The 23,237-nt window shown below is 73.6% G+C and carries 25 protein-coding genes, 1 tRNA gene and 2 pseudogenes; 12 read left to right on the top strand and 16 right to left on the bottom strand.

Annotated features, from left to right (window positions below):
- The first annotated feature begins 136 nt into the window (after positions 1-136).
- From RLT57_RS14000 to RLT57_RS13985, 4 genes are read left to right on the top strand one after another with little or no spacing between them, the layout of a single operon-like run.
- On the top strand, positions 137-994 hold the full coding sequence (locus RLT57_RS14000) for a response regulator transcription factor (RefSeq protein WP_311297722.1): 858 nt from the start codon (positions 137-139) through the stop codon (positions 992-994).
- Positions 991-2,619, top strand: coding sequence for a HAMP domain-containing sensor histidine kinase (locus tag RLT57_RS13995; protein WP_311297721.1), 1,629 nt, complete (start codon positions 991-993; stop codon positions 2,617-2,619). The genes RLT57_RS14000 and RLT57_RS13995 overlap by 4 nt, the downstream gene beginning before the upstream one ends.
- Positions 2,620-2,644: 25 nt before the next feature.
- Entirely contained in the window at positions 2,645-3,979 is a 1,335-nt protein-coding gene (locus RLT57_RS13990; RefSeq protein ID WP_311297720.1) for a glycosyltransferase, read from the top strand.
- The gene (locus RLT57_RS13985; RefSeq protein WP_311297719.1) at positions 3,976-6,312 is read left to right on the top strand and encodes an ArnT family glycosyltransferase; all 2,337 of its coding nucleotides are present in this window, start codon (positions 3,976-3,978) and stop codon (positions 6,310-6,312) included. The genes RLT57_RS13990 and RLT57_RS13985 overlap by 4 nt, the downstream gene beginning before the upstream one ends.
- Positions 6,313-6,501: 189 nt before the next feature.
- Here the strand turns inward: RLT57_RS13985 and RLT57_RS13980 are convergent, their stop codons facing one another.
- Both RLT57_RS13980 and RLT57_RS13975 read right to left on the bottom strand, forming a co-directional pair.
- Positions 6,502-6,963, bottom strand: a complete 462-nt coding sequence (locus RLT57_RS13980; protein ID WP_311297718.1) for a PPOX class F420-dependent oxidoreductase — start codon at positions 6,961-6,963, stop codon at positions 6,502-6,504.
- 424 nt (positions 6,964-7,387) lie between these two features.
- On the bottom strand, positions 7,388-8,305 hold the full coding sequence (locus RLT57_RS13975) for an aldo/keto reductase (RefSeq protein WP_311297717.1): 918 nt from the start codon (positions 8,303-8,305) through the stop codon (positions 7,388-7,390).
- 60 nt (positions 8,306-8,365) lie between these two features.
- Here RLT57_RS13975 and RLT57_RS13970 point away from each other — a divergent pair, with 60 nt between their 5' ends.
- Positions 8,366-8,563 carry a hypothetical protein gene (locus RLT57_RS13970; protein WP_311297716.1) on the top strand — a complete coding sequence of 66 codons (198 nt, stop codon included), beginning with the start codon at positions 8,366-8,368 and terminating at the stop codon, positions 8,561-8,563.
- Positions 8,564-8,602: 39 nt separating this feature from the next.
- Here the strand turns inward: RLT57_RS13970 and RLT57_RS13965 are convergent, their stop codons facing one another.
- The 8 genes from RLT57_RS13965 to RLT57_RS13930 form a co-directional block, all read right to left on the bottom strand.
- Positions 8,603-9,451, bottom strand: a complete 849-nt coding sequence (locus tag RLT57_RS13965) for an RNA polymerase sigma factor SigF (protein ID WP_311297715.1) — start codon at positions 9,449-9,451, stop codon at positions 8,603-8,605.
- 167 nt (positions 9,452-9,618) lie between these two features.
- A complete protein-coding gene (locus RLT57_RS13960; RefSeq protein ID WP_311297714.1) occupies positions 9,619-10,446 on the bottom strand; it encodes an RNA polymerase sigma factor SigF in 828 nt (275 codons plus the stop codon).
- Positions 10,447-10,612: 166 nt separating this feature from the next.
- Positions 10,613-10,906, bottom strand: coding sequence for a Dabb family protein (locus tag RLT57_RS13955; RefSeq protein ID WP_311297713.1), 294 nt, complete (start codon positions 10,904-10,906; stop codon positions 10,613-10,615).
- Positions 10,907-10,934: 28 nt separating this feature from the next.
- Positions 10,935-11,099, bottom strand: a complete 165-nt coding sequence (locus RLT57_RS13950) for a hypothetical protein (protein WP_311297712.1) — start codon at positions 11,097-11,099, stop codon at positions 10,935-10,937.
- Positions 11,100-11,383: 284 nt separating this feature from the next.
- Positions 11,384-11,470: transfer RNA gene (locus RLT57_RS13945), tRNA-Ser, on the bottom strand.
- A gap of 31 nt (positions 11,471-11,501) precedes the next feature.
- The gene (locus RLT57_RS13940) at positions 11,502-11,936 is read right to left on the bottom strand and encodes a nucleoside deaminase (protein ID WP_311297711.1); all 435 of its coding nucleotides are present in this window, start codon (positions 11,934-11,936) and stop codon (positions 11,502-11,504) included.
- 68 nt (positions 11,937-12,004) lie between these two features.
- Positions 12,005-12,559: a hypothetical protein gene (locus RLT57_RS13935; RefSeq protein WP_311297710.1), complete on the bottom strand. Its 555-nt coding sequence runs from the start codon at positions 12,557-12,559 to the stop codon at positions 12,005-12,007.
- A 214-nt stretch (positions 12,560-12,773) separates the two neighbouring features.
- Complete coding sequence (locus RLT57_RS13930) at positions 12,774-12,950, bottom strand: hypothetical protein (protein ID WP_311297709.1); 177 nt, start codon at positions 12,948-12,950, stop codon at positions 12,774-12,776.
- A 169-nt stretch (positions 12,951-13,119) separates the two neighbouring features.
- Here RLT57_RS13930 and upp point away from each other — a divergent pair, with 169 nt between their 5' ends.
- Positions 13,120-13,755: a uracil phosphoribosyltransferase gene (gene upp / locus RLT57_RS13925; protein WP_311297708.1), complete on the top strand. Its 636-nt coding sequence runs from the start codon at positions 13,120-13,122 to the stop codon at positions 13,753-13,755.
- A 122-nt stretch (positions 13,756-13,877) separates the two neighbouring features.
- On the opposite strand, the gene RLT57_RS13920 is transcribed toward upp, so the two are convergent.
- Together RLT57_RS13920 and RLT57_RS13915 are read right to left on the bottom strand one after the other, a co-directional pair.
- On the bottom strand, positions 13,878-14,567 hold the full coding sequence (locus tag RLT57_RS13920) for a LytR C-terminal domain-containing protein (RefSeq protein WP_311297707.1): 690 nt from the start codon (positions 14,565-14,567) through the stop codon (positions 13,878-13,880).
- A 21-nt stretch (positions 14,568-14,588) separates the two neighbouring features.
- Positions 14,589-14,885, bottom strand: a complete 297-nt coding sequence (locus tag RLT57_RS13915; RefSeq protein WP_093712089.1) for a type II toxin-antitoxin system VapB family antitoxin — start codon at positions 14,883-14,885, stop codon at positions 14,589-14,591.
- 167 nt (positions 14,886-15,052) lie between these two features.
- Here RLT57_RS13915 and RLT57_RS33375 point away from each other — a divergent pair.
- From RLT57_RS33375 to RLT57_RS13900, 4 genes and pseudogenes are all read left to right on the top strand, one after another.
- Positions 15,053-15,334: pseudogene (locus RLT57_RS33375) on the top strand (SpoIIE family protein phosphatase); the annotation flags it as partial.
- Positions 15,261-15,593 carry a hypothetical protein gene (locus RLT57_RS13910; RefSeq protein ID WP_311297706.1) on the top strand — a complete coding sequence of 111 codons (333 nt, stop codon included), beginning with the start codon at positions 15,261-15,263 and terminating at the stop codon, positions 15,591-15,593. The pseudogene RLT57_RS33375 and the gene RLT57_RS13910, both read left to right, overlap by 74 nt.
- A gap of 173 nt (positions 15,594-15,766) precedes the next feature.
- Entirely contained in the window at positions 15,767-15,931 is a 165-nt protein-coding gene (locus tag RLT57_RS13905) for a DnaJ family domain-containing protein (protein WP_311297705.1), read from the top strand.
- Between the two features lie 156 nt (positions 15,932-16,087).
- On the top strand, positions 16,088-17,071 hold the full coding sequence (locus RLT57_RS13900; RefSeq protein ID WP_311297704.1) for a tyrosine-type recombinase/integrase: 984 nt from the start codon (positions 16,088-16,090) through the stop codon (positions 17,069-17,071).
- A 91-nt stretch (positions 17,072-17,162) separates the two neighbouring features.
- On the opposite strand, the gene RLT57_RS13895 is transcribed toward RLT57_RS13900, so the two are convergent.
- The gene (locus RLT57_RS13895) at positions 17,163-18,443 is read right to left on the bottom strand and encodes an MFS transporter (protein WP_311297703.1); all 1,281 of its coding nucleotides are present in this window, start codon (positions 18,441-18,443) and stop codon (positions 17,163-17,165) included.
- A 519-nt stretch (positions 18,444-18,962) separates the two neighbouring features.
- Positions 18,963-20,671, bottom strand: a pseudogene (locus RLT57_RS33370) (DUF4158 domain-containing protein); the annotation flags it as partial.
- Between the two features lie 158 nt (positions 20,672-20,829).
- On the opposite strand from RLT57_RS33370, the gene RLT57_RS13880 reads away from it, so the two are divergent.
- The gene (locus tag RLT57_RS13880) at positions 20,830-20,970 is read left to right on the top strand and encodes a hypothetical protein (RefSeq protein WP_311297702.1); all 141 of its coding nucleotides are present in this window, start codon (positions 20,830-20,832) and stop codon (positions 20,968-20,970) included.
- 19 nt (positions 20,971-20,989) lie between these two features.
- Here the strand turns inward: RLT57_RS13880 and RLT57_RS13875 are convergent, their stop codons facing one another.
- Together RLT57_RS13875 and RLT57_RS13870 are read right to left on the bottom strand one after the other, a co-directional pair.
- Positions 20,990-21,331 (bottom strand): hypothetical protein, encoded by a 342-nt coding sequence (locus tag RLT57_RS13875; protein ID WP_311297701.1) that lies wholly within the window; start codon positions 21,329-21,331, stop codon positions 20,990-20,992.
- A 126-nt stretch (positions 21,332-21,457) separates the two neighbouring features.
- Complete coding sequence (locus RLT57_RS13870; protein WP_311297700.1) at positions 21,458-22,063, bottom strand: TetR/AcrR family transcriptional regulator; 606 nt, start codon at positions 22,061-22,063, stop codon at positions 21,458-21,460.
- 118 nt (positions 22,064-22,181) lie between these two features.
- Between RLT57_RS13870 and RLT57_RS13865 the strand changes: the two genes are divergently transcribed.
- Positions 22,182-23,210 (top strand): alpha/beta hydrolase, encoded by a 1,029-nt coding sequence (locus RLT57_RS13865; protein WP_311297699.1) that lies wholly within the window; start codon positions 22,182-22,184, stop codon positions 23,208-23,210.
- Positions 23,211-23,237 lie beyond the last annotated feature (27 nt).

Raw genomic sequence — 23,237 nt, 5'->3', positions numbered from 1 at the left:
CTGCCGACGGCCGGACGGGACCGGACCGGGAACGACCGCCCCCCGACCGGTCGGCCGCCGCGTTCCGCCCGGATTCTCAGACGTTTCACAGAAACGGCCAAGATCCCTTTCATAGCGGGCGCACAGGGTGGACAGCATGCCTTCCACATCGTCGTCACCTTCGTCGCTCACCGGCACCGCGGGTTTCCCGGCCGCAGGCACCACCGGCCTCCGGACCCGCCCGAACCAGCACTCCGGCGCCCAGCACCCCGCCCAGCACCCGGGCATCCAGCCCGCCGCCGACCTCGCCCGGCTCGACGGCTCCCCGGTCCGCGTCCTGGTCGTCGACGACGAGACCCCGCTCGCCGACCTGCTCTCGATGGCCCTGCGCTACGAGGGCTGGCAGGTCCGTACCGAGGCGGACGGCGCGAGCGCCCTGCGCGCGGCCCGCGAGTCCCGCCCCGACGCGGTCGTCCTCGACGTGATGCTGCCCGACATGGACGGCCTTGAGGTGCTGGCCCGGCTGCGCCGCGAGACCCCGGACGTCCCCGTGCTGTTCCTGACCGCGAAGGACGCGGTGGAGGACCGGATCGCCGGGCTCACCGCGGGCGGCGACGACTACGTCACCAAGCCGTTCAGCCTGGAGGAGGTGGTGGCCCGGCTGCGCGGGCTGCTGCGCCGCTCCGGGGCCGCCGCCGTACGCAACGAGTCGCTGCTGGCCGTCGGCGACCTGGTCCTGAACGAGGACAGCCACGAGGTCAGCCGCGGCGGCGACAACATCCACCTGACCGCGACCGAGTTCGAGCTGCTGCGCTACCTGATGCGCAACCCGCGCCGGGTGCTCAGCAAGGCGCAGATCCTGGACCGGGTCTGGAGCTACGACTTCGGCGGCCAGGCCAACGTCGTCGAGCTCTACATCTCCTACCTGCGGCGCAAGATCGACGCCGGCCGCACACCGATGATCCACACCCGGCGCGGCGCCGGCTATCTGATCAAGCCGGGCGACCCGGCGTGAGGGGGCGGGACCACCGGGACCGGCCGCCGAAGCCGCGACGGCCCCGCCGGTGGTCGCTGCGCCGCCGGCTCGTCGCGTCCTGCGTGGCCCTGGTCGCCGCCGTCTGCGCGGTGATCGGCGCGGTCACCGTCCTCGCGCTGCACGACTTCCTGTACGGCCAGCTCGACAGCAAGGTGCAGGACCTGGCGGTACGGGCGGGCGGCGGTCCGCACGCGCCGGGGCAGAACGCCGCGGGGCCGGGCGCCGCGGGGCCGGGCATTTTGCGGCGGAACGCCCCGGACTTCCCCCCGGCGGGCGGCCAGGGCCGCCCCGGCGCACCCGCCCCGCTGGACTTCCTGGTCGGCGGCGGCCAGCCGGGCGAGACCGTCGGCGCCGTCCTCACCGCCTCCGGCTCGGTCGGCCGCGCGGCGGTCAGCGCCACCGGCTCGGCCGGTACCGGCCTGGTCGCCGACAACCTCACCGCGGTGCAGGCCGCCGCGTTCGCCGGTGTGCCGCTGGACGGCAGGCCGCACACCCTGCACATCCCCGGCCTCGGCGCCTACCGGGTGGAGTCCGCCCGGCCCGGCGCGGACGGCACCACGACGCTGGTCGGGCTGTCCACCTCCGGCGCGCACGACACGCTGACCACCCTGGTGTGGGTGGAGGTCTCGGTCACCGCGGCCGGGCTGGCCGCCGCGGGACTGGCCGGTGCCGCCCTGATGCGGATCGCCCTGCAACCGCTGCGCCGGGTCGCGGCCACCGCCACCCGGGTCTCCGAACTGCCGCTGCACAGCGGCGAGGTGGCGCCGCTCGAACGCGTCCCGGACTCCGACACCGACCCGCGCACCGAGGTCGGCCAGGTCGGCGCGGCGCTCAACCGGATGCTGGGGCACGTGGGTTCGGCGCTGCGGGCCCGGCAGGAGAGCGAGACCCGGGTCCGGCGGTTCGTCGCCGACGCCAGCCACGAGCTGCGCACCCCGCTCGCCTCGATCCGCGGCTACGCCGAACTCACCCGCCGCGGCGGCGAGCCGGCCGGCCCCGACACCCGGCACGCGCTCGGCCGGATCGAGTCCGAGGCGGCCCGGATGACCACCCTCGTCGAGGACCTGCTGCTGCTCGCCCGACTGGACGCCGGCCGGCCGCTGGACCTGGCCGAGACCGACGTGTCGCCGCTGGTGGTGGACGCGGTGAGCGACGCCCGCGCGACCGGCCACGGCCACCACTGGCGGCTCGACCTGCCGGACGAACCCGCCACCGTCAGCGCCGATCCGCAGCGGCTGCACCAGGTGCTCACCAACCTGCTGGCCAACGCCCGTACCCACACCCCGCCCGGTACGACCGTCACCGCCCGTGTCCGGCGGGACGGCGTACGGGAGGGGGGCGCGGTGCTGCTCCAGGTCGAGGACGACGGGCCCGGTATCCCGCCGGAGCTGTGCCGGCAGGTCTTCGAACGGTTCGCCCGCGGTGACGCCTCCCGGTCAAGAGCCGCCGGGAGTACGGGACTCGGGCTCGCCATCGTGCACTCGGTGGTGACCGCGCACGGCGGCGAGGTCGCGGTGGACAGTGCGCCGGGCCGTACGGTGTTCACCGTCACGCTGCCGGGGGCGCCCTCACAGCCTGTGCTCAGCCCGGCCACACGGTCGTGACAGCGGGGCCGCCGATGGTCGTCGTATGGATACGAACCTCGGCGAACTGCCCGCCCGGCAGCACCTGCCGGTGGCGTCCGCCTCCCCGCGTCCGGGGGCCGCGCACCGCGGGCCGACGGCGGCGCGGAGCCCCGTGCTGGACGTCGTCATCCCCGTGTACAACGAACAGGGCGGCCTGGAGCGGTGCGTACGCCGCCTTCACGCGCACCTGTCCGGCACCTTCCCCTACCCCTTCCGGATCACCGTCGCGGACAACGCCAGTACCGACCTGACGTCCGCGGTGGCCACGGCACTTGCCGCCGAACTGCCCGAAGTCGAGTCGTTCCGGCTGGAGCAGAAGGGCCGCGGCCGGGCGCTGCGCACGGTGTGGACCGCGTCGGAGGCGCCCGTACTGGCGTACATGGACGTGGACCTGTCCACCGACCTCAACGCGCTGCTGCCGCTGGTGGCGCCGCTGATCTCGGGCCACTCCGACCTGGCGATCGGCTCCCGGCTGGCCCGCTCCTCGCGGGTGGTGCGCGGCGCCAAGCGGGAGTTCGTCTCCCGCGCCTACAACCTGATCCTGCGCGGCTCGCTGGCCGCCCGCTTCTCCGACGCGCAGTGCGGCTTCAAGGCGATCAGGGGCGATGTGGCACAGCGGCTGCTGCCGATGGTCGAGGACGGCGGCTGGTTCTTCGACACCGAGATGCTGGTGCTGGCCGAGCGGGCGGGGCTGCGGATCCACGAGATACCGGTGGACTGGGTGGACGACCCGGACAGCAGCGTCGATCTGGTGCGGACCGCCGCCGACGACCTGCGGGGCGTCTGGCGGGTCGGACGGGCCCTGGCCACCGGCCGGTTGGCGCTGGACCGGCTGCGGCGGCCGTTCGGCGACGACCCGCGCGACCGCGAACTGTCCGGTGTGCCAGCCGGGTTGGCCCGCCAGCTGGTCGGCTTCTGCGTGGTCGGCGGGCTCAGCACGCTGGCCTACCTCGGGCTGTTCTTCCTCTTCCGGCTCGGTCTGGGCGCCCAACCGGCCAACGCGCTGGCCCTGTTGCTGTCCGCGCTGGCCAACACCGCCGCCAACCGCCGGCTCACCTTCGGGGTGCGCGGCCGGGACCGGGCGGTACGGCACCAGGCGCAGGGGCTTGTGGTGTTCGCCATCGGCCTCGCGCTGACCGGCGGTTCGCTCGCCGCCCTGCACGCGGCGACCCCGGACCCCGCGCACGGCACCGAACTGGCCGTGCTGGTCGCCGCCAACCTCGCCGCGACCGTACTGCGCTTCCTGCTCTTCCGGGCCTGGCTCTTCCCCGAGCGGCCCGCCGCCCACGCCCCGGCCCACGACCCGGCCGCCCCCGACGACGTCAGGAGTGCGGCATGACCGCGCCCGGCAACACGCCCTCCCCCGCCCCGGGCCCCGTGCCCGGCTACGCCCCGCCCGGAGCCGCCAGCGACCCCGCCCCGCCCGCGGCGCCCGCCCCGCCTGCGGCCCCGGCGGCCTCGGCGGCTCCCGCGGACCCGCCCCGCGGCTCACGCCTGGAGCGGCTGCGGCGCGGGCATCCGGCCGATCCGGTCTGGGCCCGCCCGGCGCTGCTCGCCCTGCTGCTCGGCACCCTCGTGCTCTACCTGTACGACCTGAGCGCGTCGGGATACGCCAACTCCTTCTACTCGGCGGCCGTCCAGGCCGGCAGCCAGAGCTGGAAGGCGTTCTTCTTCGGCTCCTCCGACGCGGCCAACTCCATCACCGTCGACAAACCTCCGGCCGCGCTGTGGCCGATGGCCCTGTCGGTGCGGCTGTTCGGCCTGGGCTCCTGGCAGATCCTGGTGCCCGAGGCGCTGATGGGCGTCGCCACGGTCGGGCTGCTGTACGCGGCGGTACGGCGCCGGTTCGGGGCGGGCGCGGGCCTGCTGGCCGGTGCGGTGCTCGCGCTGACGCCGGTGGCCGCGCTGATGTTCCGCTTCAACAACCCCGACGCGCTGCTGGCGTTGCTCATGGTCGCCGCCATCTTCTTCGTGCTGCGCGCCCTGGAGGACGCCCGCACCAAGTGGCTGCTGTGGGCCGGCGCGGTCCTCGGCCTCGCCTTCCTCACCAAGACCCTCCAGGCGTGGCTGATCCTGCCCGCCCTGGCCGTGGTCTACGCGGTGTGCGCGCCGGCCGCGCCGCGCCGCCGCCTGCTGCAACTCCTGGCCGGCGGTGGTGTGACGCTGCTGGCCGGCGGCTGGTGGGTGGCGGTCGTGGAGCTGTGGCCCGCGTCGTCCCGCCCGTACATCGGCGGCTCGCAGGACAACAGCTTCCTGGGGCTGACCTTCGGCTACAACGGCTTCGGGCGGATCACCGGCGACGAGACCGGCAGCGTCGGCGGCGGCGGCGGTCCCGGCGGTGGCGGCGGCCAGTGGGGTACGACCGGTATCGGGCGGCTCTTCGAAGCCGACATGGGCGGTCAGATCGCCTGGCTGCTGCCCGCGGCGTTCCTCATGCTGGCGGTGGGGCTGTGGGCCACCCGGCGGGCCCGGCGGGCCGACACCGAGCGGTCGGCGTTCCTGCTGTGGGGCGGCGCGCTGCTGATCACCTTCGCGACCTTCAGCTTCATGTCCGGGATCTTCCACCAGTACTACAACATCGCCCTCGCGCCCTACATCGCGGCGCTCGTCGGCATGGGCACGGTGGTGCTGTGGCGCCGCCGTACCCGCGTCGCGGCGGCGGCCGTGCTGGCGGTGGCGGCGCTGGGCACGGCGGTCTGGGCGTCGGTGCTGCTGGACCGGTCGCCGGACTGGAACCCCTGGCTGCGGGTCGCGCTGGTGGTGGCCGGGCTGGTCGCCGCGGCCGGGCTGCTGGCGGGCGCGCTGCCCGGCCCGGCGTCGGCGGGTCGGCCCGGCGCGCGGCTCGGCGTCGTGGCGGCGGTCGCCGGCCTCGCGGCGGCGCTCGGCGGTCCTGTCGCGTACACGCTCGACACGGTGGCCACTCCGCACGCCGGTTCGATCGTGACGGCCGGCCCCGCGGTCCAGGGCGGCTTCGGCGGCGGCCCCGGCGGGCGTCCGGGCGGGGGCGGTGGCCGGGCGTTCGGCGGCGGCAACGGTGTGCCGCCCGCCGGGGCGTTCCCCGGCGGCGGTCCGGGCGCGGGTACGGTGCCGGGCGGCGCCCCGGGCGGCGGCGGTGTCCCCGGCGGCACGGGCGGCACGGGCGGCACGGGCGGCACCGGCGCCCCGGGCACCACCGGCACCGCACCCGGCGGTTTCGGCCGGGGCGGTTTCGGCGGCGGTCCCGGCGGCGCGGGCGGCGGCGGCATGAGCGGCCTGCTCAACGGCACGAAGGTCGGCTCCGCCGTGAAGACCCTGCTCACGGCCGACGCCGACCGGTTCACCTGGGTCGCGGCGGCCGTCGGTTCGCAGAACCAGGCGAGCTACCAGCTCGCCACCGGCAAGCCGGTGATGTCCGTCGGCGGCTTCAACGGCAGCGACCCGTCGCCGACCCTCGGCCAGTTCGAGAAGTACGTCGCCGAGGGCCGTATCCACTACTTCCTCGGCGGCGGTACGGGAGCGGGCGGCGCCGGGGGAGCGGGCGGCATGGGCGGCATGGGCGGCATGGGCGGCGACAGCGGCACCGCGAGCCAGATCACCGCCTGGGTCGAGGCGCACTACACCGCCGAGACCGTCGGCGGCACCACGGTCTACGACCTGACGGCGCCCAAGGCGGCCACGTCCACGACCGGCTGAGCCGTACGGGCGCTCCCGGCCGGCACCGGGCGGGGTCCCGGCCGGCACCGGCCCGGGACCCCGCCTCCCGCCCGCCGCGCCGCGTGCCGCCTCGCCCCGCACCGCCCCCGTACGGCCGGAACCGGCGGTGGCCGGAACCGTACGCCCGCGGCCGGCGCAACCGTACGGCCGCGGCCGGCCGCCCCCGCCCTACGCCAGCCTGGCCGGGAAGCCGCCCGTGGCCACCGGGCCCCAGCGCTCGGGGGTGACGCGGATGACGGACTTGCCCTGGCGGACCATGGCCTCGCGGTACTCCGCCCAGTCCGGGTGCTCGCCGGAGATGTTCCGGAAGTACTCGACCAGCGGTTCGACCGACGCGGGGCTGTCGATGACCTCGGCGGAGCCGTCGACCTGGACCCAGGGGCCGCCGAAGTCGTCGGAGAGCACGATGACGCTGACCCGCGGGTCGCGCGCGGCGTTGCGGGTCTTGGCCCGTTCGGGGTAGGTGGAGACGACGATCCGCCCGGAGTCGTCCACCCCGCAGGTGAGCGGTGAGCCCTGCGGCCGGCCGTCCCGGCGGGTGGTGAGCAGGATCGCGTGGTGCCGCGGACGGACGAAGTCCAGCAGCTCTTCCAGCGTGACGTCGGTGTTCGTGGCGATGTCGGGAGCCATACCGGCACTGTACGGGTCCCGCCGGCGGCCTCCGCCGTCCCCTGCGCCGGCCGTCGCCGGGACCCGATCCGTACCGCCCGTCCGGACCCCTCCGCTGCGGGAACGGACGCTCGGCCGGGAGCCCCCGCCGTTCCGCGGCATCCGCAGGCCGGCCAGTCGGTTGCTCGGGGCAACGGTATGCCCGGGTGGGTGGAGGCGACACGTGCTGTGCGTCCGCTGAGAGTATGGTCACAGCCGGGAGCCCGCCCGCCTCCGGCCAGGGGAGGCGGGCGGGCTCGCGTCGTCGTCGGCGGCACACGGCGGTACGGGACGGGCCGGTGCCGCGGGAACGGTGCGCAGCAACCCGATCGGCCGGCGGCACCCGATCGGCCGGCGGCACCCGATCGGCCGGCGGCGCGGGGCCGGCCGCCGCGGGGCCTGCCGCTCAGGCGGAGGCGGCGGTCAGCGCCGCGATCTCCTCGCCGGTCAGCTTCAGGTCCACGAACGCCAGCAGGGCCGGGAGCTGCTCGACGGTGCGGGCGCTGGCGATCGGCGCGACCACGGTCGGCTGGGCCGCCAGCCAGGCCAGCGCCACCGAGGCGGGCTCGACGCCGTGCGCGGCGGCCACCTCGTCCAGGGCGGCGAGCACCTTCGGGCCGCGCTCCTGCTCCAGGTACGCCGCTGCCCGCGACGCCCTGACGCTCACCACCGCCTCGGCGTCCGGCCGGTACTTGCCGGTGAGGAAACCGGCCGCCAGCGCGAAGTACGGCGCCGCCGACAGGCCGCGTGCGGCCACCAGGTCCAGCAGCGGGCCCTCGTACTCGGCCCGTTCGACCAGGCTGTAGTGCGGCTGGAGGATCTCGTACCGGGCCAGGCCCTCGCGCTCGGAGAAGTCCAGTGAGGCGGCGAGCCGCTCGGGGGATATGTTGGAGGCGCCGATGGCCCGCACCTTGCCCGCCTTCACCAGGCCGTCCAGCGCGGTGATGATCTCCTCGACCGGGACCTCGGGGTCGTCGACGTGCGTGTAGTAGAGGTCGATGCGGTCGGCGCCGAGCCGGCGCAGCGAGGCTTCGGCCGCCGCCCGGATGGTGTCCGGCTTCAGGCCCGGGAACTTGGTGCCGGCCCCGACCTTGGTGGCCACGACGAAGTCGTCCCGCCGGCCGCGGCTGTCCAGCCACCGGCCGATGATCGTCTCGGACTGCCCGTCGGCGTAGCGGTCCGCGGAGTCCACGAAGTTCCCGCCGGCCGCGGCGTAGGCGTCCAAAACGGCGAAGGAGTGCTCCTCGTCGGCGGTCCAGCCGAAGACGTTGCCGCCGAGGGAGAGGGGGTGGACGTCGAGTTCAGAGTTTCCGATGCGTGCCATGATCACTCGCAACCGGTGGGGGGTGCACGGTATTCCGCCGACACGCTAGGGTCAGGCCCCATGTCGAATCCCACGCCGCAGCCGGACAACAACTACGACCCGGCGGGCAACACCCAGATGTTCCGCGCCTTCGTCGACGAGCAGCCGCCGCCCGCACAGGTGCAGCGCGCCGAGACCCGCAGCCGGGCCGGAGTGGTGATCGGTGTGATCGTCGCGCTGGTCGTGGTCGTCGGAGTGGTCGCGCTCGCGATGCGGTGACGCGGCCCGGCCGGGCCGGCGACCACTCCTCCCCTCTCCTCACGCCTCCGCGGTCAGCCCGTCCCGCAACTGGGCCAGGGTCCGGGTCAGCAGCCGGGAGACGTGCATCTGCGAGATGCCGACCTCCTCGCCGATCTGCGACTGCGTCATGTTCGCGAAGAAGCGCAGCATGATGATCTGACGCTCGCGCGGCGGCAGCTGGGCCAGCAGCGGCTTCAGCGACTCCCGGTACTCGACGCCTTCGAGGGCGGAGTCCTCGTAGCCGAGGCGGTCGGCGAGGGTGCCCTCGCTGCCGTCGTCCTCCGGCGGCGGGGAGTCCAGCGAGCTGGCGGTGTACGCGTTGCCGACCGCCAGGCCGTCGACCACGTCCTCCTCCGACACCCCGAGGCAGATCGCGAGTTCGGCCACGGTCGGGGAGCGGTCCAGCCGCTGCGACAGCTCGTCGCTGGCCTTGGTGAGCGCCAGCCGCAGCTCCTGCAGCCGCCGCGGGACCCGGACCGACCAAGAGGTGTCCCGGAAGAACCGCTTCACCTCACCGACGATGGTCGGCATCGCGAAGGTCGGGAACTCCACCCCGCGCTCGCAGTCGAACCGGTCGATCGCCTTGATCAGGCCGATGGTGCCGACCTGGACGATGTCCTCCATCGGTTCGTTGCGGCTGCGGAAGCGCGCCGCCGCGTACCGCACCAGCGGCAGGTTCAGCTCGATGAGCGTGTCGCGTACATAGGTGCGTTCCGGGCTGTCCACCGGCAGTTCCGCCAGTCGCAGGAACAGTGAACGGGACAGCGTACGGGTGTCGATGGCCTCCGTGTGAAGAGACTCGTGCGGTGCGTCGGGGCCATGGGATTCATGGCGGAGCACCTTGGGACTGCCCACCTGTACGGACATGCCACCCCCTTGAGGTCGCGGACGGGTGTCGCGAGCGACGGTTGTTCCTCCTCTGGAATACCGGAGGCTCGCTCGCGACAAACGCGGTATCCGCAGAATGTCACATGTCGGCAACACGCTGTAGCGCCAAGTCGACATATCTTTGCGGGGGGCTTAGTCCCTTTCGGTTACGCTTCAAGCTGGTTTGCGGACCTCAGCCGCGCGAAGCTGCGGGAGAGCAGCCGGGACACGTGCATCTGGGAAACCCCCAGCTCAGCGCTGATCTGGGACTGGGTCAGGTTGCCGAAGTAGCGGAGCAGCAGGATCCGCCGCTCCCGCTCGGGGAGTTGGACGAGCAGGTGCCGGACCAGGTCGCGGTGCTCGACCCCGTTGAGAGCCGGGTCCTCGTAGCCGAGGCGGTCCAGCAGCCCCGGGGCGCCGTCGCCCTCCTGCGCCGCCTCCAGGGAGGTGGCGTGGTAGGCCCGGCCCGCCTCCAGGCAGGCCAGCACCTCGTCCTCGGACAGCCGCAGCCGCTCGGCGATCTCCGCGGTCGTGGGGGACCGGCCGTGCAGCACCGTCAGGTCCTCGATGGCGCCGCTGACCTGGACCCACAGCTCGTGCAGCCGGCGCGGTACGTGGACGGTCCGCACGTTGTCCCTGAAGTAACGTTTGATCTCCCCGATCACGGTCGGCATCGCGAAGGTCGGGAACTGCACCCCGCGCTCCGGGTCGAACCGGTCGATGGCGTTGATCAGGCCGATGGTACCGACCTGGACCACGTCCTCCATCGGTTCGTTGCGGCTGCGGAAGCGGGCGGCGGCGTACCGCACCAGCGGCAGGTTCACCTCGATCAGGGCGGCCCGTACCCGGGTGTGCTCGGGCGTGCCCGCCTCCAGCGTGCCGAACTGCTCGAACAGCACCTGGGTGAGCGCCCTGGCGTCCTGCGCGCCGGCGCTGGGCGTCCGCGTCCTGGCGCGGGGATACGTCGTTGGCGCCGTGTGAGCCGACATCGGCATACCACTCCCCTTATCGGTCCACTCATCCGGCAAAAGCGGTCATAGCATCACAATTCATGTGTGCTGTGCGCAAGCACCGCATATTGCCGTGTTGTAGGACCTGAGGGTGGTCCGAGGGGGTCCGGGACCGGCCGGGGGCGGGGGTCGGCCTTCGGCCGGCGGGGGGTCAGAACGGGTAGTCGGCGACCACCCAGGTGGCGAACTCGGCCCACTGGGCCACCACCGCCTGGTGCGCGGGGTGCGCCGCGTACCGCCCGAGGGCCGCCGGGTCCGCGACCGAGGAGTTGATGGCGAAGTCATACGCGATCGGCCGCTCGCTGATGTTCCAGCCGCACTCCCAGGTCGCCACCTCCGGCACCAGCGCGCCGAGTTCGGCGAACGCCTTGGCGCCCGCGACCACCCGCGGCTCGTCCTGCTCGACGCCCTCGTTCAGCTTGAAGAGCACCAGGTGCCGGATCATGGAATCCCTCGCCTCGTCCGTGCCGCGGCTAGTTGGCCAGGTCGTGCATGAACTTCCCGACGCTCTTGGCGGCGTTCGATATCCCTTCGAACCCTACCTGCACAAGATCCGCAGCGCGGGCAGGCTGGTCGATGATCGTGTAGAGCACGAAGATCACCAGTATGTACATGGTGATCTTCCTCGCCTGCGCCATGCTCCTTGCCCTCCCCAGCCGCGGCCACGCACCGGTCACAAGTGTGCAATCGGCCAAGTCTATCCATCGAATGGCGCACACAGACGGGCACCACCCCGATCATCATCCAAAACGACCGCCGTTCTCCGGCGGGGCCGTCGGCGGCGCGGCGGCGGGTACGCGGCGCTGTAGGCGGTGGGGCGTGGCGGGGTCGGCGGTGGGGCGTGGCGCGGCTGGCGACGGCCGCACATACGCAAGGCGCCCGCCTTCTCGGGAGGAGAAGGCGGGCGCCTGGGCGCGCACAGCGGTAGCGGTGGGATTTGAACCCACGGAGGGGTTGCCCCCTCACACGCTTTCGAGGCGTGCTCCTTAGGCCGCTCGGACACGCTACCGAGAGAAAGCTTAGCCCACCCGGAGGGGTGGTCAGAAATCCTTTGGGCGGAAGAAGCCGGTGAGGAGGGCGGCGGCGGGGGCGGGGAGGACGTGCGGGATGACCTCGGGGCGGTGGTTGAGGCGGCGGTCGCGGACGAGGTCCCACAGGGAGCCGGCCGCCCCGGCCTTGGGGTCGGGGGCGGCGTAGACGACGCGGTCCAGCCGGGACAGCACGATCGCGCCCGCGCACATCGTGCAGGGCTCGAGGGTGACGGCCAGGGTGCAGCCGGTCAGCCGCCACCGGCCGAGGCGGGCCGCGGCGCGGCGGATGGCCAGCACCTCCGCGTGCGCGGTCGGGTCGCCGGTGGCCTCCCGCTCGTTGCGGGCGCGGGCGATGACCGAGCCGTCCGGGTCCAGCACGACCGCGCCCACCGGTACGTCACCGGTGAGCGGGGCGTGCTCGGCCTCGGCCAGGGCGATCCGCATCGCGGGCACCCAGCGGTCGCGGAGCGGATCCCCCGTGGCGGGGCCGGGGGCCGGAACGGGGACTGGGGTCAGCGGACCGCCTCCAGTACGTCGCCGCAGCCCAGCGCGTCGGCGATCTCACCGAGCGCCTCACCGGTCAGGGCACCGTCGCCGCTGAGCGCCAGCAGCTCCTTGCCGTTCATTCCCAGGTCGGTCAGCAGTTCGGTGTCACCGAGCGGACCGACCGGTACGTGGTCGTCGGAGGAGCCGGTCACCACGGCGGCGTCGTCATCGTCGCCGTCCTCGGTACCGTCGAGGTCGACCAGGTCGTCGAGGTCGTCGAGGTCGTCGAGGTCCTCCGGGTCGCGGCCGAGCACCTCGTCGGTGAGCAGGATCTCCCCGTACGAGCTGCGGGCGGCCGCCGCCGCGTCGGACACATAGATTCTGGGATCCTCTTCACCGTCGATCCGGATGACGCCGAACCAGGCGTCCTCCTGCTCGATGAAGACCAGAACCGTTTCCTCCTCGTCGCCGGCCGCTCGGGCCAGGTCGCTCAGATCGGCGAGGGTTTCCACATCGTCGAGATCGGGTTCGCTCGCTTGCCAACCGTCCTCGGTGCGCGCGAGCAGTGCGGCGAAGTACACCGTGACTCTCCCACAGGTCTCAGGCCGTCCGGACCGGATAGGGCCGCTCGGCCGTTCATGATGGCCTCCATGATGGTCCCACCCATTCGGCATCGTGACAGAAACCGGGGCGCCACGAAGGGTCTTCGACACCGCGACGTGCCAGGTCTTCGTCAGAACCCGGTAAATCCTGGATCTTGTCCGGCCGTTGCGGCACCGGAATGATCATCCCCCGTCACCAGCGGAACGTCCGCATCCGCATCTGCTGACGCATCCGCGCCGCCCGGGCGCGCCGCGGCTGGACCCGGTCCCGCAACTCCCTGGCCTCGTTCAGCTCCCGCAGGAAGACCGCTCGCCTGCGGCGCCGCTCAAGGCCGCGGTCGTCGGGGCCGCTCTCGGGCATGTCCGGCATACAGGTCACCGTCCTGGCCGTTCGGGTCACCCGGGAGGCGCACCGGGCATTGTCGGTCAGCTTCCCTCGTACGGGCGGTTTACCCCATGTCGGGCGCAGAAAGGCGCCGGGTCGCGCGGCCGGGCCCGGGGCCGCGGCCGCCGGAGGCGGTCCGGATACAGTCAGGCCCATGCGTCTCCACGTTGTCGACCACCCGCTGGTCGCGCACAAGCTCACCACCCTGCGCGACGAGCGCACCGACTCCCCGACCTTCCGCCGGCTGGCCGATGAACTGGTCACCCTGCTCGCCTACGAGGCCACCCGGGACGTCAGGACCGAGCAGGTCGACATCCGCACCCCGGTCGCGCCCACCACCGGGGTGCGGCTGTCCCACCCGCGCCCCTTGGTGGTGCCGATCCTGCGGGCCGGGCTCGGCATGCTCGACGGCATGGTGCGGCTGCTGCCGACCGCCGAGGTCGGCTTCCTCGGCATGGTCCGCGACGAGCACACCCTGGAGGCGCAGACGTACGCCACCCGGATGCCGGAGGACCTCTCCGGCCGGCAGGTGTACGTGGTCGACCCGATGCTGGCCACCGGCGGCACCCTGGTGACGGCGATCCGGCTGCTGATCGACCGCGGCGCCGACGACGTGACCGCGCTGTGCCTGCTGGCCGCGCCCGAGGGCGTGCAGGTCATGGAACGGGAACTGGCGGGCGAATCGGTCACCGTGGTCACCGCGGCGGTCGACGAGCGGCTCAACGAGCACGGCTTCATCGTGCCGGGCCTCGGAGACGCCGGCGACCGGCTGTACGGCACGGTCGCCTAGGAAGCCGGACCGCGCGCCGGCGGCCGGCCGCGTACCCGGTCAGGCACCTGGTCGGGTACGCGGCCGGGCTGTCGGCCAGGCGCCCGGCCGGCCACCCGATCGCGTACCCGACCGGCCGTCGGTCAGGCGCCCGGCCGGCGGGCGCCGCCCTTTGCCGCCGGGGTCGTGACCGGCGCGCACACCGGCTTGGGCGGCGGCGGGTTCGCCGCGACCACCCGCGCCGCGGCGGCCTGCGCCGGTGTGGCCAGTGTCGCGAAGGCGTTGCCGATGAGCAGGTCGACCGTCTTGTCCTTGCGGTGCGGATCGATCCGCACCGTCGAGCCCGCCACCTGCGTACCGGCCTCACGGGCCGCCGCCTCGCCCGCCGGACCCGCGACCAGCAGCGCCGACTGGGTGACCTTCTGGTCGTAGCCGTCCGGCGCGTTGCCGAACCTTGCGACCTTGAAGCCCCGGCCGGCGAGCGCGTCGGCGGTGGTCTTGGCCAGGCCGCCGCGCGAGGTGGCGTTGAGCACGTTGAGGGTCACCCCGGTCGGCTGCGGCAGCGGACCGAGCGGGCGGGCGCGGGTCGGCGCGGGCACCGGTCGGCAACTGGGCTTGTCCAGCGGTGCGGCGTTCGCCTTGGTGTCGCCGTCGCCGCCGCCGAAGACGTCGACGAGCTGCAGTGCCCCCCAGCCGAACAGGCTCAGAACGACCACCGAAGCGACCACGGCGGCCAGAATGCGGCCGCGGCGCCTGGGCCGGCGCATCCTCGGATACGCGTTACCGGTGACCCGGTACTTCCCACCCATCCCGGAGGGAGTCAACATGCTCATGAGCGCAGCGTAGGCGGATTGTCAGTCCATCTCCAGGACCCGGGCGTGGAGCACCTGCCGCTGCTGCAGCGCCGCGCGCACCGCCCGGTGCAGGCCGTCCTCCAGGTAGAGGTCGCCCTGCCATTTCACGACGTGGGCGAAGAGATCCCCGTAGAAGGTGGAATCCTCGGCGAGCAGCGTCTCGAGGTCGAGCTGTCCCTTGGTGGTCACCAGTTGGTCGAGCCGCACGGGACGCGGGGCGACGTCCGCCCACTCGCGCGTGCTGACCCGGCCGTGGTCCGGGTACGGCCGCCCGTTTCCGATGCGCTTGAAGATCACACGGAAAGCCTACCGGCCCGGCTTGTCCGGGCGCAGCAGTAGGGCGCCTTGTGCCGCAAGCGCCCGGGTTGCCCGGCTGTTCGCCCCTCCCACCGCGTACGGCGTCCCGCGGCGTCTCCGGGCCCGCCGGCCGCTCCCGGCCCCCCGGCGGGTTGACCCTGCTGGCCATGGGCGACGTCATGGGGCACGGGGTGGGCGCGGCGGTGGAGATAAGCCGCCACCGCTCGATGCTGCGAGTGGTCGCGGGTGACGGCGACCGGCCCGGCGTGATGCCGCGCCGGATGGACGCGGTGCTGTCCGCCGCGGGCGCCGAACGCCCGGCGACCTGTCTGCTGGGGCTGGCCGACCCGGTCGGCGGCGGCGTCCGGTCCGCCAGTGCCGGGCACCTGCCGCCGGCCGTCGTCGGCCCCTCCGGCGCCGTCGAACCGCTGGCCGTGCCGCCGGAGCCGCCGCTGGGGGCCGACCTGCACGGCGGCTACGAGAGCGTGTACGTGCCGTGGCGCGCCGGCCACCCTGCTGCTGTACACCGACGGCCTGGCGGAGCGCAGGGCCAAGGACACCGACACCTCGCTGGTCCGGCTGGCGGGTCTGAAGCCGGCGCACGCCACCGGGCCGCTGGACGCGCTGCCGGCCCGGATCGTGCACCGGCCGGCACCGGCCGCGGCCGAGGACGGCGTAGCCGTGCTGGCGGCGCGGGCGCGGGTCTGAGGGGCGGGGCCGGAGCGCGGGCGGACGGCAGGCCGTACGGCCGCGGGGGTGCGGGGGGCAGGGGCGCGAGGGCGCGGGGGCGCGCCACCGGGCGTACGGCCCCGGTCCGGTCGCGGGACGCGCCTTGTAATCTCGAAGGTGCGACGCCGGACCCTCGAGCCGAGGAGCGAGAGATGACCGAACGCAAGCCGCCCGGTGTTTCCTTCGAGTCCTGGACCGACAAGCAGATCCGTGAGGCGGAGGCGCGCGGCGCGTTCGCCGACCTGCCGGGGGTCGGCAAGCCGCTGCCCGCGCTGAACCCGGCGGTTGAGAAACATCGGAACGAAAACCGGCGCTAAGCCCCCGGCGGCTCTGGTGGGCGGCTGGCAGGGTGCCGGTGGCGGGGCAGCCGGAAGTCGTTCCACGGATAACGTTTTATGATCTGCGGCATCGCCATATCCGACCTGCGGCGACGTCGCCGAGCCGCTGCGCGAAGCGACCCTGTTATCTGCGGTATGGGGGAAGCGGTGCCCGCCGTCGTCCAGCTCCAGTCCGGGAAGGCGCTGAGCGTTTGGTCGGCGGCCGATGTCTTCCTCGGCTTACTCGCCAACCCGAACACCGCCCGCGGCTACGGCATCGGCATCGGGAAGACCGCCGAACGGCTCGGCGAGGACCGGCTCCTGGCGGCCGTGGTCGACGACGAGGTCGGCGAGGCGCTGGAACTGCTGTGGGGCACCGCCGCGGTCAACACCTGGAATGCCCGCCGCGCGGCGGTGCTGTCCTGGCTCGGCTGGTGCGCGGACCACGGCTACGACGGCCCGGCGGCCCCGGCCTGGGTGAAGCGGATGACCCCGCCGGACTCCGAGACCCAGGTTCGGCCGAAGGTGATGGTCGACCGGCTCATCGCCCGCCGGGAGGACCCGCTGCGGGAGAAGACGCTGTGGCGGATGCTCTACGAGACCTGTGCGCGGGCCGAGGAGATCCTCGGGACGAACATCGAGGACCTCGACCTGGCCGGCCGGCGGGCGCCGGTAAAGGCCAAGGGATCCGCCGCCCGCCGCCGGGGCGGCCGGACGCGCGGGGACTTCGTGCTGGAGACGGTCCACCGGGACACCGGTACCGCGCGGCTGCTGCCCCGGCTGCTGCGCGGCCGCACCCGTGGCCCGGTGTTCGTCACTCATCGCCGCCCCAACCCCGGCAAGGTGCTCGGGCCGCGCGACGTGTGCCCGGACACCGGGCTGGCCCGGCTGTCGTACGGTCAGGCTCGCGCCTTGCTGGACCGGCACACCGCGGTCCGCGGGCCGGGCACCGGATGGGATCTGCACGAGTGGCGGCACTCCGGCCTGACCCACCTCGGCGAGGCCAGCGCGAGCCTGCTGATGCTCATGGCCAAGTCCCGACACCGCAAGCCGGAGAACGTTAAGCGGTACTTCAAGCCGTCGCCGGAGGCGATCGCCGAGGTGACCGGTCTGCTGGCGCCGGGGGACGCCCGGCGCTGACGGTCTGGCTGCCGAAGGCTGCGGCGGGGCATCACCGAGAGCCCGCGATGTTCGGTCGAGATCCTCCTCGGGGAGGAACCCGGCGCCGACTTCAGTCCCGTGCCGCGGACTCGGGCTCGGGAGTGACAGCCGCTGGCTCCGCTTGCGTGGCGGGAGCGGCGGCGGTTTGAGGATCGCGCCATGGCAGAAGGAGCGCGCTGGCCAGGCACAGCACCCCGGAGATCACGAGAGCCGGGCGAACGCCGACGACGCCGGCGACCAGACCGCCGCCGACCATGAACAACGCCTGCACCGCCCGCGAGCTGACCGACCAACTGGTGACGACGCGGGACATGAACGCATCGTCCGTCGCTTCCATCCGGTACGTCGAGAACGACGGGTTGAACACCCCGGCGGCGAACAGCAGCCCGAAGTCGATGGCGACGATCACGCCCACGCCGAACGCACCGGAAGGTGCCAGCGGCAGCAGGAGCAGCCAGGGCGCGCGCGCCACTCCGGACACCAGCAGTACCCGGCGCGGTCCCAGGCGCCGGGTCAGCGCGGGCGTGACCTGCGAACCGAGTACCCCGCCCAGGCATGGCAGACCGAGCGCTAGGCCGTACTGCCACGGTGTCAGGCCCAGGTTGCGCAGCATGAGCACGGCCATCAGGGGCGAGGCCATCATGACGGGACCGCCGAACAGCAATGCGTTGAAGAACAACGCCCGCAACCCGCGCCGGGCCAGCAGGTGGCGCCAGCCGGAGGTGACGTCATGCCACAGGTGCGGCGGGTCGGTGCGGGGGGGCGGGGCAGGTTCCGGTCGGCGGATGCGGTGGATCCCGGTGGCCGAGCCAAGGAAGGAGGCCGCGTCCACCGCCATCGTCGCCGTCGTGCCCAGCACACCGATCAGCAGACCGCCCATCGGCGGACCCGCGCTCATGGTGACCCAGCTCGTCGTCTCGAAGGCGCTATTGGCCCGGATCCGCCCCTCCGGTGCCACGAGCGCCTTCAGATGTGCGCCGCTCGCCGCGTTGAACGCCACCAATGCCGCTGTCTGCACGACGCCCACGACGCACAATTGCGCGTAGGTCAGCACCCCCAGGACCGCGGCGGCCGGCACGCTCGCCAGCACCAGGAAGCACAGTACGTCCGCGGTCATCATCACCGGACGCTTGAGGCGGTACTCGATCCGCACGCCGAGCGGCAGCGCGATCGCCGCACTGGCGACCGCCGACAGCCCCGCCAGGAGCGACACCCGGAACGTCGAGGCATGCAGGGTCAGCAGCGCGATCAACGGCAGCGCCCCCGAGCCGACCGCGCTGCCCGCGGCACTGACCGCGTAACCGGCCCACAGTCTGCGGAAATCCTCACCCAGTCCGTTCTGACGACGCAACGGCCCCCCTCCCGTACGGAAGCAGCGATCGTAACGGGGCAGCAACGCGCCCGGCGGACAATGCGCCACGCGTCAGCGAGTGTCACCTGCTCCCCCCCCGAGAGGCTCGGCCCCGCCTCGCTCCAAGCCAGCAAGGAGCAGGAGCAGCGCACCCAGGCAGGGAGATAGCAGCTTTGGCTGGAAGTCTGCGTGAGAGAACCGTCGGTCTTCGTAGCGTCGACGACCCCGCGACCGGGAGGCGCCGTGGCCGGGTTCGCCGACTGAAAGCGGCAGGCCGACGCCGTCACGGCCGACCAGCTGAACGGAAAGGCGGTCGATGCCGGACGGAGCGGACCGCTGAGTCCTAGCGAAGCGACCGCGACGTCCTGCTCGTCCGAGGGCACATGGTCAGAGCCATAGCGGGGCCACCGATGCCGTCGTTGTCCGAGGCTGAGGCCCATCTCCCGCCTGCTGTCCACACCCCCAGCCTCCCGACAGGTCGACCCGGCTGCCCGACCACTCGATCACGCGCCGCCGGTGTCATCCCGGGTCGCGCAGGGGCCGCAGCCCTCCGGGTATCTCGGGCAGCGCGAAGGAGTAGCGGCCCAGCATGTTGATGTGGTGCCGTACGAACGGCGACACCCGCGCGACGTCCTCCTCGCGGACCTCGTGGCCGTTGGCGCGCAGCTGGTCGAGGGCGGCGTTCATGCAGCGGGTGGTGAACAGTACCAGGGCGTTCAGCACCACCGGCCGCACCCGCTCCCACGCCTCGCCGTACAGCAGCTTCGCGCGCGGGTCGCCCCACTTCGAGGAGTTCACCGCGAACACCTCCCGGCGCCGCAGCATCCGGTGCAGCCCCTCCAGCACACACAGCGCGTACGCCTTCACGTCCACGCACCCCGGCTCGGCGTTCGAAGAGGCCAGCACCAGGCGCTTCCACGACCCGGCCAGCAGCCCGGCGTCGATCTCACCGGGCGCCACCTTCCGCCTCCGCAGCAGGCCGGGCAGCGACTTCAACGCGGCCAGCAGGTTGGCGCCCTGCGGGGTGGCGCCGAAGTCCACGACGTCCACCAGGACCTTCAGGAATGGCCGCACCATGCCGAACCGGCCCACCAGCTGCCGGCGCCACGCCTCACAGGCGTCGGAGTCCAGCGGCGGCGCCAGCTCGAACATCGCCGCCAGCGCCGCCTCCAGCTCCCGCCGGGGCACCACCAACTCGATCCGCTCCCACATCCCCGCCACCGTGGCCACCGCCGGCGGGGATATCTCCCCGGTCGCGGTGTCGACCTGCTCGGCGGTCTCCTCGAAGACCACGATGAACGCGGCCGCCAGCTTCGCCCCGGCCCGCTCCACCCACGGCAGGGTTTTAAGCTTCTCCCGGGCGGTCTCCCGCTCGGAGCGGGCCAGCAGCTTCGTGCCGACCAGCGCCTCCAACAGGTCCAGCGCGTCATCGACCACCCGCGTCGTCAGGTACACCGCGGTCGCCATCAGCGTGGCCAGCCGCCGGTGGTCGCCGTGCCGCCGCAGCAGCGACGCCTTCCCGTCGACCCCGTACCGCGACAGCTCCGCCAACCGCCGGGGCGGCACCGCGGCGACGTCCAGGTCCGCCATGCCGAACGCGGCGATCTCCGCCGCCCGCTCCAGCGCGGCCTTCGTCGCCGGACCCGACACCCGCACCGGCCCCCGGCGCAGCCGGTCCAGCTCCGAGACCCGCGCACCGGCGGCACCTCCAGCAGCAAGTCCAGCACCGCCCGTTGACCGGTGTTCAGCAGCCCGTACAGCGTTTCCCGCAGCCGCTCGTTCGCCTCCGTCCGCACCGACGCCATCAGCCACACCAGCGTCGTCACCCCCGGCAGCAGCACCCGCCGTTCCCGCAACCACCCCACCGCCGCGTCGAACAGCGCCTTCGTGCCCTCCCCGGTCGTCCACGCCCGCGCGCCCACCCACTCCCGCAGCTCCGCCTCCGCCCCGGCGAACTCCCGGTAGCCGAAGACCTCCCGCAGCCCCCGGACGTGATCCAGCCGGGTGTTCTCCCGCTCGCCGTACGTCTTCAGCACGGAGGCGTCCGGGACGCCGAGCTGTTCGGCGAGGTAGTCGGCGACCTCCGTCGGCACGTCGGCCGGATCGTCCAGGAAGACCCCGAGGAACCGCGCGGTGGTGAGCTGGGCCGCGAAGCCCAGCCGGTTGTGGGACCGGCGCTACGGATCGATCAGCGCGCGGTCCGCGTCGTCCAGGAAGAAGAACCGCTGGCGCCGACGCTCGAGGGCCCGGGGCACCGGGCGTGCATGCTCTACGCGGCCATGGTCTGCCCGTACCTGGCCCGGCCGGGCGGTCGGCGCGGCACGGACGCGAAGACCCCCGACGACCTGACGGCGCATGTGGTCCGGGGCGCGGCGCCCCGGGCGCGGTGGTCGGGTACGCGGACTACGAGTTCGCGGTCACCGCCGCGCAGGTGCTGTTCCGCTTCCTGGACGTGGTCGAGTTCCTGCCGCACGACACCGGTGATGTGCATCTGGACGAGCTGCGGGCCGGGTTGGCGCGCGGCTGAGCCGACGCCGCTCCCCCGCTCAGCGGCTGCCGTCACTGATGGTTAGGCCGTTGCCCGCGGTGCCGTTCAGCCGCGGGGCGGTGGCGGTGGCGGTGGCGCCGGCCGGGTCGCGGCCGGGACCGGCCCCCTTGCCGGTCGGGACGGCCGACCGCGTACCGCTGCCGGCGGGCGAGGGGGTGGCGCCGCCGACCGCGGGGTCGGCCGGGTCGCAGGCGGACAGCGACAGGCAGGCGCCCGCGGTCAGGCCCGCGGTCAGGCCCGCGGTCAGGCCCGCGGTCAGGGCGATGGCGGCGGCGGACGGACATGGCGGTTCCCCCTGGAACAGCGGTGACGGCGGCGGTCGCGCCGGCGGTGACGACATGAGGGTGCCAAGCCCGGGTCCCCGGCCGGTGCGGACGCTGTCACGGACCGGCGACAGGAGCCGCGCGCCGGGCGGTTCCCGCCCGCCGCGCCCTCCGCGGCCCCGCGCAATCACCCCCGCGCCGCCTCAGAGCACCCCGCCGACGATGGCCCCGGCCGCCTGGGCGAGCGAGCGGCGGGCGCTGTCGCCGTCCAGGTAGCCGCCGACCATGGCGCCGTCGCGCAGCAGGAACAGCGCCGCCGCGGCGGCCTCCGGGTCGGAATGGCCGCAGCCGGTGGCCAGCGTGAGCAGGGCGGCGCGGAACCACGCCCGGTGTTCCTCGATGAGCAGCCGCACCGGGTGGGCGGCGTCGGGGTACTCGGCGGCGGCGTTGATGAACGGGCAGCCCCGGAAGCCCGGCCCGCAGACCTCGGCGGCCAGGCCGTCCAGCAGCAGGCCGAGGGTCCCGCGCGGGTCGTCGCCGACGGCCCGCGCGGCGCCGGCCAACTGGGCGCGGATGCCCTCGTCCCGACCGCGCAGATACGCCACGACCAGGTCGTCCTTGGTGGGGAAGTGGCGGTAGAAGGTGGCCTTGGTGACCTGGGCCTCGGCGATCAGCCGGTCCACCCCGATGGACCGGATGCCCTCCGCGTAGAAGAGCGCGGAGGCCGCTTCCAGCAGCCGCTCCCGTGGCTGCGGCCTACCGCTTTCCTGGTGTCGTGCCGCCGGGCCGACGGGCGCCTCTCCGCTCATCATCCCAACGTAACAGAACGTTCTGTCTCCCTGCTTGACAGTCGAGGTCTCCGGGCCCACTCTTGAGACAGAACGGTCTGTCTCTCCGAGGGTGGGCCGCGCCACGAAGGAGAACGCCATGTCAGAGCAGCCGACCGGGCGGCCCACCGGGCCCGCCGAGCCGACAGAACCCCCCGCGGCGACAGAACCCCCCGCGGCGGCGGAACCGACCGCGGCGGCGGAACCGACCGCGGCGGCGGAACCGACCGCGGCGGGGGAAGGCAGCGGGGCCGCGGACCTCACGAAGGCCGCCGAGGCCGCCGGGACCGCGCAGGCCGCCGAGCCGACCGGACCGGCCGCCGAGCCGCGGGCGACCATCGTGCTCGTCCACGGCCTGTGGATGACCCCGCACAGCTGGCAGCCGTGGATCGACCGCTTCACCGCCGAAGGGCACACCGTGTACGCCCCGGCCTGGCCCGGCGTCTCCGAACTGGACCAGCCGCTGGACCACGACCGGGCCCCGTCCGACATCGGCGTCACCGAGATCGTCGACCACTACGACGCGTTCATCCGCACGCTGCCCGAGCCGCCGGTCATCATCGGTCACTCCTTCGGCGGCCTGGTCACGCAGATCCTGCTCGACCGGGGCCTGGGCAGCGCGGGCGTGGCCCTGCACCCGGCGCAGCCGCGCGGTGTGCTGCGGCTGCCGCTGTCCACCCTGCGGGCCTCGTTCCCGGTCCTGGGCAACCCGGCGAACATCAAGAAGGCCGTCGCGCTGGACGACGCCCAGTTCCACTACTCCTTCGCCAACACCGTCTCCGCCGCCCAGGCGGCCGAGGAGCGGGCCCGGTTCGCGATCCCCGGCCCGGGGCGCCCGCTGTTCCAGGCCGGCCTGGCCAACTTCACGCCCAGGGGCCGCGCCGCCACCACCGTCGACTTCCACAACGGCGACCGCGCGCCGCTGCTGCTGGTCTCCGGCACGGAGGACCACATCGTCCCGGCCGCGGTCGTCCACGAGAACTTCACCAGGTTCGGCAGGAGCAAGGCGGTCACCGACTACAAGGCGTACCGGGGCCGCGACCACGGCACCGCCTTCCACGAGGGCTGGGAGGACGTCGCCGACCACGCCCTGGCCTGGGCGCTGGAGCACCGCACCACCGCCGGCTGACCGGAGGCGGTCCCCCCGCCGCGGCGA

It is taken from the genome of Streptomyces sp. ITFR-21 (assembly GCF_031844685.1).
In the GTDB taxonomy this organism is placed as follows: Bacteria; Actinomycetota; Actinomycetes; order Streptomycetales; family Streptomycetaceae; genus Actinacidiphila.
This window is presented reverse-complemented; position numbering and strand designations above follow the sequence as displayed.

Bases quoted from the DNA above. Each gene is read 5' to 3' on its own strand.
- RLT57_RS13875 (WP_311297701.1), bottom strand. From the start codon at position 21,331: ATGTCGTCACCGCCGGCGCGACCGCCGCCGTCACCGCTGTTCCAGGGG.
- RLT57_RS13985 (WP_311297719.1), top strand. From the start codon at position 3,976: ATGACCGCGCCCGGCAACACGCCCTCCCCCGCCCCGGGCCCCGTGCCC.
- RLT57_RS13930 (WP_311297709.1), bottom strand. From the start codon at position 12,950: ATGCCGGACATGCCCGAGAGCGGCCCCGACGACCGCGGCCTTGAGCGG.
- RLT57_RS13980 (WP_311297718.1), bottom strand. From the start codon at position 6,963: ATGGCTCCCGACATCGCCACGAACACCGACGTCACGCTGGAAGAGCTG.
- RLT57_RS13905 (WP_311297705.1), top strand. From the start codon at position 15,767: ATGACCGAACGCAAGCCGCCCGGTGTTTCCTTCGAGTCCTGGACCGAC.
- RLT57_RS13865 (WP_311297699.1), top strand. From the start codon at position 22,182: ATGTCAGAGCAGCCGACCGGGCGGCCCACCGGGCCCGCCGAGCCGACA.
- RLT57_RS13975 (WP_311297717.1), bottom strand. From the start codon at position 8,305: ATGGCACGCATCGGAAACTCTGAACTCGACGTCCACCCCCTCTCCCTC.
- RLT57_RS13990 (WP_311297720.1), top strand. From the start codon at position 2,645: ATGGATACGAACCTCGGCGAACTGCCCGCCCGGCAGCACCTGCCGGTG.
- RLT57_RS14000 (WP_311297722.1), top strand. From the start codon at position 137: ATGCCTTCCACATCGTCGTCACCTTCGTCGCTCACCGGCACCGCGGGT.
- RLT57_RS13950 (WP_311297712.1), bottom strand. From the start codon at position 11,099: ATGGCGCAGGCGAGGAAGATCACCATGTACATACTGGTGATCTTCGTG.
- RLT57_RS13965 (WP_311297715.1), bottom strand. From the start codon at position 9,451: ATGTCCGTACAGGTGGGCAGTCCCAAGGTGCTCCGCCATGAATCCCAT.
- RLT57_RS13870 (WP_311297700.1), bottom strand. From the start codon at position 22,063: ATGAGCGGAGAGGCGCCCGTCGGCCCGGCGGCACGACACCAGGAAAGC.
- RLT57_RS13960 (WP_311297714.1), bottom strand. From the start codon at position 10,446: ATGCCGATGTCGGCTCACACGGCGCCAACGACGTATCCCCGCGCCAGG.
- upp (WP_311297708.1), top strand. From the start codon at position 13,120: ATGCGTCTCCACGTTGTCGACCACCCGCTGGTCGCGCACAAGCTCACC.
- RLT57_RS13955 (WP_311297713.1), bottom strand. From the start codon at position 10,906: ATGATCCGGCACCTGGTGCTCTTCAAGCTGAACGAGGGCGTCGAGCAG.
- RLT57_RS13900 (WP_311297704.1), top strand. From the start codon at position 16,088: ATGGGGGAAGCGGTGCCCGCCGTCGTCCAGCTCCAGTCCGGGAAGGCG.
- RLT57_RS13970 (WP_311297716.1), top strand. From the start codon at position 8,366: ATGTCGAATCCCACGCCGCAGCCGGACAACAACTACGACCCGGCGGGC.
- RLT57_RS13940 (WP_311297711.1), bottom strand. From the start codon at position 11,936: ATGCGGATCGCCCTGGCCGAGGCCGAGCACGCCCCGCTCACCGGTGAC.
- RLT57_RS13920 (WP_311297707.1), bottom strand. From the start codon at position 14,567: ATGAGCATGTTGACTCCCTCCGGGATGGGTGGGAAGTACCGGGTCACC.